General features: G+C 45.4%; 1 protein-coding gene. It reads right to left on the reverse strand.

What is annotated here, in order from left to right; genetic code table 11:
- Nucleotides 1-643: transporter substrate-binding domain-containing protein (locus ACS8FD_RS19620; protein ID WP_439277097.1), on the reverse strand; the 643-nt coding region annotated here is incomplete at its 3' end.
- Nucleotides 644-769: the final 126 nt, after the last annotated feature.

The following is a 769-nucleotide window of genomic DNA, read 5'->3' on the forward strand; positions in this document are numbered from 1 at the left end:
GCAGCTTATCAGAGATCATTGCATCAACGCGACCTGACCCTAAGTCCAAAAACGCATTGCTCAAAGTATCATATAACTTCATATTTGCTTTTGGATAAGCTTCCTCTAACCACTGTGAAGAGATGGTCGAGCGCTGGGCGGCGATAGAGTGAGCATCGATATCACTACTCAGACTTGGATCAAAGCCACTGTCTTGTTTGGCCAAAAACACCAAAGTATTGCTAAAATAAGGATCAGTAAAGCTGACTTGCTGCGCGCGCTCTGGCGTTATAGACATCGCAGCTACAATCGCATCATACTTGCCAGCCTTCAGGCCAGGAATGATACCGTCCCAATCTTGCGCCGTAATCTCACAGGTGACTTGCATATCCGCACAAATGGCATTGGCCATATCGACATCGAAACCGCCGAGTGTCCCATCTGCATTGGTATAGTTAAAAGGCGCATAAGCGCCTTCGGTACCAACACGTAGCACCTCACCTGACTCAGCCGCTGCCGTAGTTTCATCAACTGTTGCATTAACGTTCTCAGCACTTTCTTGGCTATTACTACAACCAGCTAACGTAAACGCTGCCGCCATAGCCAATGAAGGAGCTAATAAACGATTCACTCTAGTCGATCTCACAACAGACATATTTGCCATTACGATCGCGGAGACAAAATGGTTGCTCATAATCATCCTTGATATTTACTAAAGACCAACAGCTCAGATTTTACTTATTAAATCCGCTATTAATTAGTCGCCGATTCTGTTTGCTCTTCTTCAGCA

Source organism: Psychrobacter sp. 1U2, from assembly GCF_051847575.1.